Origin of the sequence: Pseudomonas sp. PB106 (assembly GCF_009764645.1) — a bacterium.
Lineage (GTDB): Bacteria > Pseudomonadota > Gammaproteobacteria > Pseudomonadales > Pseudomonadaceae > Aquipseudomonas.
In genome coordinates, this window is record NZ_RWIM01000158.1 from 1 (window position 1) to 11,759 (window position 11,759).

13 protein-coding genes are annotated in these 11,759 nt (G+C 58.7%); 12 read left to right on the top strand and 1 reads right to left on the bottom strand.

The window, feature by feature from the left end; translation table 11 throughout:
• Positions 1-968: 968 nt before the first annotated feature.
• Complete coding sequence (locus tag EJA71_RS20695) at positions 969-1,649, bottom strand: alpha/beta family hydrolase (RefSeq protein WP_158959426.1); 681 nt, start codon at positions 1,647-1,649, stop codon at positions 969-971.
• Between the two features lie 95 nt (positions 1,650-1,744).
• Between EJA71_RS20695 and ccoN (EJA71_RS20700) the strand changes: the two genes are divergently transcribed.
• The 12 genes from ccoN (EJA71_RS20700) (at position 1,745) to EJA71_RS20755 (ending at position 11,684) form a co-directional block, all read left to right on the top strand.
• On the top strand, positions 1,745-3,169 hold the full coding sequence (gene ccoN / locus EJA71_RS20700; protein WP_158959427.1) for a cytochrome-c oxidase, cbb3-type subunit I: 1,425 nt from the start codon (positions 1,745-1,747) through the stop codon (positions 3,167-3,169).
• Positions 3,170-3,179: 10 nt separating this feature from the next.
• Positions 3,180-3,788, top strand: coding sequence for a cytochrome-c oxidase, cbb3-type subunit II (ccoO, locus tag EJA71_RS20705; protein WP_158959428.1), 609 nt, complete (start codon positions 3,180-3,182; stop codon positions 3,786-3,788).
• Between the two features lie 5 nt (positions 3,789-3,793).
• Complete coding sequence (locus EJA71_RS20710; RefSeq protein ID WP_158959436.1) at positions 3,794-4,009, top strand: cbb3-type cytochrome c oxidase subunit 3; 216 nt, start codon at positions 3,794-3,796, stop codon at positions 4,007-4,009.
• Entirely contained in the window at positions 4,006-4,959 is a 954-nt protein-coding gene (gene ccoP, locus EJA71_RS20715; protein ID WP_158959429.1) for a cytochrome-c oxidase, cbb3-type subunit III, read from the top strand. Before EJA71_RS20710 ends, ccoP (EJA71_RS20715) begins: the two co-directional genes overlap by 4 nt.
• Before the next feature lie 481 nt (positions 4,960-5,440).
• A complete protein-coding gene (ccoN, locus tag EJA71_RS20720) occupies positions 5,441-6,883 on the top strand; it encodes a cytochrome-c oxidase, cbb3-type subunit I (protein ID WP_034152833.1) in 1,443 nt (480 codons plus the stop codon).
• Positions 6,883-7,491, top strand: a complete 609-nt coding sequence (gene ccoO / locus EJA71_RS20725; RefSeq protein ID WP_158959430.1) for a cytochrome-c oxidase, cbb3-type subunit II — start codon at positions 6,883-6,885, stop codon at positions 7,489-7,491. The genes ccoN (EJA71_RS20720) and ccoO (EJA71_RS20725) overlap by 1 nt, the downstream gene beginning before the upstream one ends.
• A gap of 5 nt (positions 7,492-7,496) precedes the next feature.
• Entirely contained in the window at positions 7,497-7,682 is a 186-nt protein-coding gene (locus EJA71_RS20730; protein WP_003175465.1) for a CcoQ/FixQ family Cbb3-type cytochrome c oxidase assembly chaperone, read from the top strand.
• Complete coding sequence (gene ccoP, locus EJA71_RS20735) at positions 7,679-8,662, top strand: cytochrome-c oxidase, cbb3-type subunit III (protein ID WP_158959431.1); 984 nt, start codon at positions 7,679-7,681, stop codon at positions 8,660-8,662. Before EJA71_RS20730 ends, ccoP (EJA71_RS20735) begins: the two co-directional genes overlap by 4 nt.
• A 167-nt stretch (positions 8,663-8,829) precedes the next feature.
• On the top strand, positions 8,830-9,084 hold the full coding sequence (locus tag EJA71_RS20740; RefSeq protein WP_158959432.1) for a type II toxin-antitoxin system Phd/YefM family antitoxin: 255 nt from the start codon (positions 8,830-8,832) through the stop codon (positions 9,082-9,084).
• Positions 9,085-9,495 carry a type II toxin-antitoxin system VapC family toxin gene (locus EJA71_RS20745; RefSeq protein WP_158959433.1) on the top strand — a complete coding sequence of 137 codons (411 nt, stop codon included), beginning with the start codon at positions 9,085-9,087 and terminating at the stop codon, positions 9,493-9,495. It begins immediately after the preceding gene.
• A gap of 222 nt (positions 9,496-9,717) precedes the next feature.
• Positions 9,718-11,133 (top strand): cytochrome c oxidase accessory protein CcoG, encoded by a 1,416-nt coding sequence (ccoG, locus tag EJA71_RS20750; RefSeq protein ID WP_158959434.1) that lies wholly within the window; start codon positions 9,718-9,720, stop codon positions 11,131-11,133.
• A gap of 11 nt (positions 11,134-11,144) precedes the next feature.
• Entirely contained in the window at positions 11,145-11,684 is a 540-nt protein-coding gene (locus EJA71_RS20755; protein WP_158959435.1) for a FixH family protein, read from the top strand.
• Positions 11,685-11,759: the final 75 nt, after the last annotated feature.

Below are 11,759 nucleotides of genomic sequence, written 5' to 3' on the forward strand. Positions count from 1 at the left end.
GAGGGATTGATCCGGGCGTGGGAGCGCAGCGACCGTTTGGCGCAGCCAAACACAGCGAGAGGAGGTGCAGCGAAGCAAACCGTAGGCGCTGCGCCCGGATCGATCCCGCAGCGAAGGAACCCCGAGCCCCAGCGAGCGGGCCGCACGTAGGAGCAAGCGTTTTTTGCTTACTTTTTTTGGCGCTTGTAAAAAAGTGAGTCGCCGTAAGGGCGAAACCCTAAGCAGCCGTTACCGCAGAAACGGATATGTACTCAGTCAAAAAGACCCCCACCGCCTGACAAAAAGCCATCGCTGGCAAGCCAGCTCCCACAAGGATTTGGGTACATCCGCAATGACAACTGAGTCTGAGAGATAGCCATCGCCAGCAGGCTGGCTCCTACAGGGGGGATCCAGTGGCTTCAGCAAGAGATGGGTCGGCTGTCAGGCCGCCATCGCTGGCAAGCCAGCTCTTACAAAAACAGAATCAAAAGATCGCAGCCTGCGGCAGCTCCTACATGGAATCGCGGCGCAGCCGCCCCACTCAACAGGATGAGCGTTAGCTCGGCTGCTGCTCTTGATTTTGATTTTGATCCACAGGCGACTTCGGAAGGCTGAGTGGAGGGATTGATCCGGGCGTGGGAGCGCAGCGACCGTTTGGCGCAGCCAAACACATCGAGAGGAGGTGCAGCGCAGCAAACCGGAGGCGATGCGCCCGGATGGATCCCGGAGCGAAGGAACCCCGAGCCCCAGCGAGCGGGCCGAACGTAGGAGCAAGCGTTTTTTGCTTACTTTTTTAGGCGCTTGTAAAAAAGTGAGTCGCCGTAAGGGCGAAACCGTAGGTGGCCGTTACCGCAGCAATGGATATGTACTCAAGAAATACGTCGCAGCTGATATCCATCCCCCTCACCCCAGCCCTCCCGAAACGTCGGACCGCCCCCAAGGGGGCGAAGGGGAAAGGGAGACGATCTTTATGCGGTTCGGGATCTCGATTAACCCTTGAGAAACTCGGCCAACTTCTGCGCGGCACTGGCCAAATGCTGTTCATGGGTAAAACCTGAAGCCTTGAGCGGTTTCAAATCATGATCCCCGGCCACCAGCCAAAACACCTTGATACTCGGCGATAACGCATACGCCTCCACGGCTTCACGATTGCCAAGCGCATCCCGCTCCCCCTGCACAATCAACGTCCGCGTCTGCAACCCAGCCAAATGCTCAACCCGAGGCTTCTCCGGCTTCCCCACCGCATAAAACGGATACCCCAGACACACCAGGGCATCGGCACCCAATTCGTCAGCCAAAAGACTGGCCATCCGCCCCCCCATCGACTTCCCGCCAATGGCCAAAACCCCAGCGACATGACGCCGCACCTCGGCATATACCTCACGCCAACGCTCCTGCAATTTCGCCGCTGGATTCGGTGGCCGCTTCACCCCGTCCACCCGCCGCTGCGCCATATACGCAAACTCAAACCGCAACACGTTCACACCCAGAGCAGCAAGGCGCCCAGCCATATCGTTCATCCAGTCACTGTCCATCGGCGCACCGGCACCGTGGGCAAGGATCAACGTCGCCGAAGATTCACCATTGGCGGCATCCCAAAGCCATCCATGATCCCGCAGGCACTGCGCCCATTGATCCCCGTCAATACTGGCCTTGTGCTGTTTGTCCATGCTTGCCTCGCTTTTAGTCTGCCTATAACTCCAGACGAAGGATTCGCCGCGTCTTTTGCGCGCGCTCACTTCGGCTGAACCGTGGATGGGGAACCATGAACACTTCTATCAGTACCGCCTACAACTACAAGGTGGTCCGCCAATTCGCCATTATGACGGTGGTGTGGGGCATCGTCGGCATGGGGCTCGGGGTTTTTCTCGCGGCCCAATTGGTCTGGCCCGAACTCAACTTCAATTTGCCCTGGACCAGTTTCGGCCGTCTGCGCCCGCTGCACACTAACGCGGTGATCTTCGCGTTCGGTGGCTGTGCGCTGTTCGCCAGTTCGTTCTACTCGGTGCAACGCACCTGCCAGACTCAACTGTTTGCACCACAAATCGCCGCGTTCTGCTTCTGGGGCTGGCAACTGGTGATCCTGCTGGCGGCGATCAGCCTGCCACTGGGTTACACCAGTTCCAAGGAATACGCCGAGCTGGAATGGCCGATCGACATCCTGATCACCATCGTCTGGGTCGCCTACGCCATCGTGTTCTTCGGCACGATCATACAGCGCAAGACCAAGCACATTTATGTGGGCAACTGGTTCTTCGGCGCGTTCATCATCACCGTGGCGATTCTGCACATCGTTAACAACCTTGAGTTGCCGGTGAGTTTCACCAAGTCCTACTCGGTGTACGCCGGTGCAACCGACGCGATGGTGCAATGGTGGTACGGCCATAACGCCGTAGGCTTTTTCCTCACCGCCGGTTTCCTCGGGATGATGTACTACTTCGTGCCGAAACAGGCCGAGCGTCCGGTGTATTCGTATCGTCTGTCGATCGTGCACTTCTGGGCGCTGATCACCCTGTACATCTGGGCCGGCCCGCACCACTTGCACTACACCGCGCTGCCGGATTGGGCGCAGTCGCTGGGCATGGTGATGTCGCTGATTCTGCTGGCACCGAGCTGGGGCGGCATGATCAACGGCATGATGACCCTCTCGGGCGCCTGGCATAAGTTGCGCAGCGACCCGATCCTGCGCTTCCTCGTGGTCTCGCTGGCGTTCTACGGCATGTCGACCTTCGAAGGTCCGATGATGGCGATCAAAACGGTCAACGCCCTCTCCCACTACACCGACTGGACCATCGGCCACGTCCACGCCGGCGCCCTCGGTTGGGTGGCGATGATCTCGATCGGCGCGCTGTACCACATGATCCCGAAAATCTTCGGCAAAGCGCAGATGCACAGCATCGGCCTGATCAACGCGCACTTCTGGCTCGCGACCATCGGCACCGTGCTCTACATCGCCTCGATGTGGGTCAACGGCATCGCCCAGGGCCTGATGTGGCGCGCGATCAACGAGGACGGCACGCTGACTTACTCCTTCGTCGAAACACTGGTGGCCAGCCACCCTGGCTTCATCGTGCGGCTGATTGGCGGGGCGATCTTCCTCAGCGGCATGTTCCTGATGGCTTACAACACCTGGCGCACCGTGCGGGCCTCGCAGCCTGCTGACGTCGTCGCTGCCGCGCAGATGGCCTGAGGAGTCCGCCATGAAACACGAAACGATTGAAAAGAACGTCGGCCTGCTGATGTTGCTCATGGTGCTCGCCGTGAGCATCGGCGGCCTGACCCAGATCGTCCCGCTGTTCTTCCAGGACGTCACCAATAAACCGGTCGAAGGCATGAAGCCTTATACCGCGCTGCAACTGGAAGGCCGCGACATCTATATCCGTGAAGGTTGCGTCGGCTGCCACTCGCAGATGATCCGCCCGTTCCGCGCCGAAACCGAACGTTACGGGCACTACTCGGTGGCCGGTGAGAGCGTCTGGGATCACCCGTTTCTCTGGGGCTCGAAACGTACCGGGCCGGATCTGGCACGGGTCGGCGCGCGCTACTCGGATGACTGGCACCGCGCGCATTTGTACAACCCGCGCAACGTCGTACCGGAATCGAAGATGCCGGCCTATCCATGGCTGGTCACGCAAGCGGTCGACAGCAGCCACACCGAAACCAAGCTCAAGACCATGCGCACTCTCGGCGTCCCTTACACCGACGACGATATCGCCGGCGCGGTGGCCAGCCTCAAGGGCAAGACCGAAATGGACGCCCTCGTCGCCTACCTGCAAGTGCTTGGCACTGCGATCAAGAGCAAGAGGTGAGCACGATGGTCTTTGAAATGAGCGCAGGGCTGATCCGTGGTTTAGGCACTGTTGTCGTGTTTGTAGCGTTCGTCGGTTTGACCTTGTGGGTGTTTAACCGCAAGCGCACCCCGGAGTTCGCCGAAGCACGTCTGCTGCCGTTCGCCGACGAGCCACAGCCCGAAACTACGCCAGCATTTGAAACAACCCACGCACCTGAACCAAGGAGTACCCGGCCATGACCACCTTCTGGAGTACGTGGATCTGCGTACTGACCATCGGCAGCCTGATCGGCCTGACGTGGTTGCTGATCGGCACCCGCCGGGGCGAGACCAAGGGCAGCGTCGACCAGACCATGGGCCACAGCTTCGACGGCATCGAGGAGTACGACAACCCGCTGCCGCAGTGGTGGTTCATGCTCTTCGCCGGCACGCTGGTGTTTGCCGTGGGCTACCTGATTCTGTATCCGGGCCTGGGCAACTGGAAAGGCATCCTGCCGGGTTACGAGGACGGCTGGACCGGCGTCCACGAATGGGAAAAGGAGATGGACAAGGCCGACGCCAAATTCGGGCCGATTTTCGCCAAGTTCGCCGCCATGCCGGTGGAAGAAGTGGCGAAGGATCCGCAGGCGCTAAAAATGGGTGGCCGCCTCTTCGCTTCCAACTGCTCGGTGTGCCACGGCTCGGACGCCAAAGGCGCGTTCGGCTTCCCTAACCTCGCCGACAGCGACTGGCGCTGGGGCGGTGATGCCGACACCATCAAGACCACCATCATGGGTGGCCGGATGGCGGCGATGCCAGCCTGGGGCGAAGTACTCGGTGAAGCCGGGGTGAAGAATGTTGCTGCCTACGTCCGTCACGAACTGGCCGGCCTGCCACTGCCTGCGGACAACAAGGCTGACCTGCAAGCCGGACAGCAAGCGTTCAACACCACTTGCGTAGCCTGTCATGGGGCAACCGGCCACGGCACTGAAGCCATGGGGGCGCCGAATCTGACGCACCCGGCCGGATTTATCTATGGCACCAGCCTGACTCAACTCGAGCAGACCATTCGCCATGGTCGTCAAGGCCACATGCCAGCACAGAACGAACTGCTGGGGAACGATAAAGTGCAATTGCTCGCGGCTTATGTGTACAGCCTTAGCCACGGATTGAATACAGAAAAGCTTGTTACTGAAGACAACACCAAATAGTCATTGCACACACCTCTGCCGCACGATTTACCGTGCGGCAGTTTCCCGCCCCTTTGCGACGCATTGTCGCACCCCTTGGCAGCCTCTCCTTTCGGTTCCCCGGATTCGGGTCTACGCTTGCTCGATGCGGACTGGCTTGTGCCGGTTTCAGGTCGACCCCAAGCGATGTGTTCGATGAATTGGCTGACAGATTCGCCGCAAAGGCCGGTAGATACCGGCTGTCGCGCCGATTGCCATTCATCACCCGAACTGGCCGTTCGAACATCCCTCGTCACGCGTGACCTGAACCCCTCGCTTATTTCATTCGCTGCGACATTTTGTCAGAGGCCAATTTTGTCCTTACGTGGCGCATGGAAAGGCCGCAGAATCAGCGTTGGAAAGCATTGACTCAGGTCATGGCGCGTTGCATTGACCCCTTGCTCTCTGCATACTTGCGACCGATTTTAATCCTAATAAAACACCAAAACCGTGGAACCTTAGAATGAGCACAGCAATCAGTCCGACTGCTTATAACTATAAGGTAGTCCGCCAGTTCGCCATCATGACGGTGGTCTGGGGGATCCTTGGCATGGGGCTCGGTGTCTTCATCGCCTCGCAACTGGTCTGGCCGGAGTTGAACTTCGGTCTGCCGTGGACGAGCTTTGGACGCCTGCGCCCGTTGCACACAAACCTGGTGATTTTCGCCTTCGGTGGTTGTGCACTGTTTGCCACTTCCTACTATGTCGTGCAGCGAACCTGCCAGACGCGACTGATCTCCGACAGCCTCGCCGCCTTCACCTTCTGGGGCTGGCAAGCGGTCATCGTCGGCGCGATCATTACCTTGCCGCTGGGTTACACCACCACCAAGGAATACGCGGAACTGGAATGGCCGATCGCCATTTTGCTGGCCATTGTCTGGGTCACCTACGGTCTGGTGTTCTTCGGCACCATCACCAAGCGCAAAACCAAGCACATCTATGTCGGTAACTGGTTCTACGGCGCGTTCATCGTCGTGACCGCGATGCTGCACATCGTCAACCACATGTCGCTGCCGGTGAACCTGTTCAAGTCCTACTCCGCCTACTCGGGCGCGACGGATGCGATGATCCAGTGGTGGTACGGCCACAATGCGGTGGGCTTCTTCCTGACCACCGGTTTCCTCGGGATGATGTATTACTTCGTGCCGAAACAGGCCGAACGTCCGATCTACTCGTATCGCCTGTCGATCGTGCACTTTTGGGCGCTGATCACTCTGTACATCTGGGCCGGCCCGCACCACCTGCACTACACCGCCCTGCCGGATTGGGCACAATCGCTGGGCATGGCGATGTCGATCATTCTCCTGGCGCCAAGCTGGGGCGGCATGATCAACGGCATGATGACCCTCTCGGGCGCCTGGCATAAGCTGCGCACCGATCCCATCCTGCGTTTCCTCGTGGTCTCCCTGGCGTTCTACGGCATGTCGACCTTTGAAGGGCCGATGATGGCGATCAAGACCGTCAACTCGCTCTCGCACTACACCGACTGGACCATCGGCCACGTTCACGCCGGTGCTTTGGGCTGGGTTGCGATGATCTCGATCGGCGCGATCTACCACATGATCCCGCGCCTGTTCGGTCGTGCGCAGATGCACAGCGTCGGCCTGATCAACGCGCACTTCTGGCTCGCGACGATCGGCACCGTGCTCTACATCGCTTCGATGTGGGTCAACGGCATCACTCAGGGCCTGATGTGGCGTGCAATCAACGACGACGGCACCCTCACCTACTCGTTCGTTGAAGCGCTGCAAGCCAGCCACCCGGGCTACATCGTCCGCGCCTTGGGCGGTGCATTCTTCGCCAGCGGCATGTTCCTGATGGCTTACAACGTCTGGCGCACTGTGCGCGCCTCGAACCCGGTTGAAGCTGAAGCCGCTGCCCAGATCGCTGTCGTTGGAGCTCACTGATGAAGCATGAAGCTGTCGAGAAGAATATTGGCCTGCTGGCTTTCTTCATGGTCATCGCCGTCAGCGTTGGCGGCCTGACCCAAATCGTTCCGCTGTTTTTCCAGGACGTCACCAACAAGCCGGTCGAAGGCATGAAGCCGCGCCCGGCCCTGGAACTGGAAGGCCGCGACGTTTACATCGCCAACGGTTGTGTCGGCTGCCACTCGCAGATGATCCGTCCGTTCCGCGCCGAAACCGAACGCTATGGCCACTACTCGGTTGCCGGTGAAAGCGTCTGGGATCACCCGTTCCTGTGGGGTTCCAAGCGTACCGGTCCGGACCTGGCTCGCGTCGGCGGTCGTTACTCCGATGACTGGCACCGTGCGCACTTGTACAACCCGCGCAACGTGGTGCCTGAGTCGAAAATGCCGGCTTACCCGTTCCTCGTGGAAAACAAGCTCGACGGCAAAGAGACGGCCAAAAAAATGGAAGTCTTGCGCACGCTCGGCGTCCCTTACACCGACGAAGACATTGCCGGTGCACAGGCTGCCGTGAAGGGCAAAACCGAAATGGACGCGCTGGTGGCCTATCTGCAAGGCCTGGGCACCATCATCAAAAGCAAACGGTGAATTAGATGGATATCGGGATGATTCGTGGCCTGGGCACCGTTGTCGTGATGGTGGCCTTCATCGGTCTGGCGCTGTGGGTGTTCAGCCCCAAGCGCAAGTCGGAGTTTGAAGACGCGACCTTGTTGCCTTTTGCGGATGATCCCGAAGCCATCAAGCACGTCGAGCAAGCTTCTAGGAGTAACAAAGAATGACTACATTCTGGAGTCTGTACGTCACAGTCCTCAGTCTCGGTACGATCTTCGCCCTGACCTGGCTGTTGCTGTCGACCCGCAAGGGCCAGCGCAGCGAGCAGACGGACGAGACGGTCGGGCACTCCTTCGACGGGATCGAGGAGTACGACAACCCACTGCCGAAATGGTGGTTCATGCTGTTCGTCGGCACCATCATTTTTGCCTTGGGTTACCTGGTGCTTTATCCGGGCCTGGGCAACTGGAAAGGCCTGCTGCCGGGCTACAACTACCTCGATAACGACAAGCAGACCGCGTTCGCCAACGGCCAGACCGGCTGGACCGGCGTTCACGAATGGGAAAAGGAAATGGCCCGTTCGGACGCCAAGTTCGGTCCGATCTTCGCCAAGTTCGCCGCGATGCCCATCGAAGAAGTCGCCAAGGATCCGCAAGCACTGAAGATGGGTGGCCGTCTGTTCGCCTCCAACTGCTCGGTGTGCCACGGTTCCGATGCCAAGGGCGCTTACGGTTTCCCGAACCTGACCGACGCCGACTGGCGCTGGGGCGGCGAGCCGGAAACCATCAAGACCACCATCATGGGCGGTCGTCACGCCGTGATGCCGGCCTGGGCTGAAGTGATTGGCGAGCAAGGCGTTGCCGACGTAGCTGCGTTCGTCGTGACCAAACTGGATGGCCGCAAACTGCCGGAAGAGGCCAAGGCTGACCCGGAAAACGGCGGCAAACTGTTCGCTGCCAACTGCGTGGCCTGCCACGGTCCGGCCGGTAAAGGCACCCCTGCCATGGGCGCGCCTGACCTGACCCACCCGGGCGCGTTCATCTACGGCTCGAGCTTCGCGCAACTGCAGCAGACCATCCGTTACGGCCGTCAGGGCCAGATGCCTGCGCAGGAACAACTGCAGGGTAACGACAAGGTGCACCTGCTGGCGGCATACGTTTACAGCCTGTCCCACGGTGAAAAAGCACCGGAAAGCAATGCTGAGTAAAACCGACGCCTGAAACAAAAAACGGCCCCGCCCATGAGAATTGGCGGGGCCGTTTTTTATCCAGGCCACTTGCGACAGACGGTGTTGAAGTGAAGTGTTTTATGTTTGCTGACTGCCTCGAAGAGTAGCAACGTTGCTACATATCTTTTTTGAGGGAAACCGTCCTATTGGCCATCACCACCATTTCCAACCGCGAATTCAACCAGGACACAAGTAGTGCCAAAAAAGCCACTCGCCAGGGCCCGGTAATTATCACCGACCGTGGCAAGCCTGCCCACGTACTGCTAAGCATTGAGGAATACCAAAAATTGACCGGCACCCACGCCAGCATTGTCGACCTCTTGCTAATGCCTGAATCGGCTGACATCGAGTTCGAAACCGATCGTGCCGTGATTACCCACCGCCCTGTGGATCTGTCCTGAATGTATTTACTCGATACCCATGTGATTTCCGAACTGCGCAAACCCCAGGCTGACAAGAACGTTGTGGCCTGGGCCAGAACAGTCATTGCACCGCGTATGTTTATCTCTGCCATCACCTTGAAGGAGCTCGAAACCGGTGTATTGCGGATGGAGCGGCGCGACCCGGTACAAGGCAAAGTCTTGCGTAGCTGGCTCAAGCGCCACGTCATGCCGGCCTTCGATGCAAGGATTCTGCCGGTCGATGCCGCTGTCGCTCTGCGGTGTGCGGGCCTGCATGTTCCGGACCGCGCCAACGAGAGTGACTCGCTGATCGCTGCGACGGCACTGGTTCACGGCCTTACCGTTGTCACGCGTAACATCGCTGACTTTCAGGCGAGCGGCGTCGCATTGCTCAATCCGTGGGAAGAATGAATTAGCCGCTAACGCAAAACCGTCCATACTCAACAAGTCAATTGACCTGCATCAGGCTTTGTTGAATCCGCTACACCATTCAGGTTTTTTCCCCAACGCGACCAAAGGTCGCACCCTTGAGCCAGAGCGACCGGCGTATCATTGCGCCACTGCAACGCCCCTTTTTGACCTTGGTTGGCACGTATCGACCTAGGCATTTTTCCACTGCCGTGGGATGCAATGATGAGCAATCAGATTCCGGTACACGACGTCACACCGCCGAGCAAAAACGCGAACAACAGCGTCGATCTTTACGCCTCTCGAGAAAAAATCTACACCCGCGCTTTCACCGGCCTGTTCCGCAATCTGCGGATGATGGGCGGCGCGGCATTGTTCCTGCTGTATTTCGGCACGGTCTGGCTGAACTGGGGCGGCCATCAAGCGGTGTGGTGGAACCTGCCGGAGCGCAAGTTCTTCATCTTCGGCGCCACCTTCTGGCCGCAAGACTTCATTCTGCTTTCCGGCCTGCTGATCATTGCCGCGTTCGGGCTGTTCTTCATTACTGTGTATGCCGGCCGTGTCTGGTGCGGCTACACCTGCCCGCAAAGCGTGTGGACATGGATTTTCATGTGGTGTGAAAAGGTCACCGAAGGCGACCGCAACCAGCGCATCAAGCTCGACAAAGCACCGATGAGCGCCAACAAATTCCTGCGCAAAGCCGCCAAGCACTTGATGTGGCTGCTGATCGGCTTCGTCACCGGCATGACTTTCGTCGGTTACTTCTCGCCGATCCGCGAACTGGTTTTCGAATTCTTCACCGGTCAGGCCGATGGCTGGTCGTATTTCTGGGTCGGCTTCTTCACGCTCGCCACCTACGGCAACGCCGGCTGGTTACGCGAGCAGGTGTGCATCTACATGTGTCCGTATGCGCGTTTCCAGAGCGTGATGTTCGACAAGGACACATTGATTGTTTCCTATGATCCCCGTCGCGGCGAAAGCCGTGGCCCGCGCAAGAAAGGCATCGATTACAAGGCTCAAGGCCTCGGTGACTGCATCGACTGCACGATGTGCGTGCAGGTCTGCCCGACCGGCATCGACATCCGCGACGGCCTGCAGATCGAGTGCATTGGCTGCGCCGCGTGCATCGACGCCTGCGACAGCATAATGGACAAGATGGATTACCCGCGCGGATTGATCAGCTACACCACCGAACACAACCTGTCCGGGCAGAAAACCCATAAACTGCGGCCACGTCTGATCGGCTATGCCGTGGTGTTGCTGGCGATGATCAGCCTGTTGGTCACCGCGTTTTTCATGCGCTCACTGGTCGGTTTCGACGTCAGCAAGGACCGCGTGCTCTACCGCGAAAACGCCGAAGGCCGGATCGAAAACGTCTACAGCCTGAAGATCATGAACAAGGACCAGCGCGACCACACCTACCTGCTGGAAGCCAGCGGTCTGCCGGACCTGCGCCTGCAAGGCAAACGCGAAATCAAGGTCGCGGCCGGTGACATATTCAGCATGCCGGTCGAGTTGTCGAGCGCACCGGAACAACTGCCATCGAGCACCAACGAGGTGAAATTCATCCTCAGGGATGCCGATGACGACAGCGTCCACGTTGAAGCCAAGAGCCGATTCATCGGCCCACAAATCCGTTGAGAGAACTGAACATGCCCGCAGCAAACGCCGCAAGTCCTTGGTACAAGCATCTTTGGCCATGGATCATCATCGGGATTCTGGCCTGTTCGGTGACCCTGACCCTGTCGATGGTGACCATCGCGGTGAACAACCCGGACAACCTGGTCAACGACAACTATTACGAGGCCGGCAAAGGCATCAACCGTTCGCTGGATCGTGAGTTGCTCGCGCAAAACCTGAAGATGCGCGCCAATGTGCATCTGGATGATCTCACCGGCGAAGTCGATTTGCGCCTGAGCGGTGACAGCCAGCCGCAAACCCTGGAACTGAACCTGATCTCGCCGACGCAACCGGAAAAGGATCGCAAGATCGTCCTGACCCGCAGCGAAAGCGAAACCGGCCGCTATATCGGTCAGTTGGGTGACAAGGTTGAAGGCCGGCGTTTTGTCGAACTGCTCGGCAGTCAGGATGACCATGTGTGGCGCATGTTCGAAGAAGAACTGGTGAGCCATGACAAGGATCTGCTGCTTGGTGATGAACCGCTGCAAGGCGCCGAAGACCTCAAGAAGTAACCCGATACCCCTATGTAGGAGCTGCCGCAGGCTGCGATCTTTTGATCTTGTTTTAAAGTCAAAAGATCGCAGCCT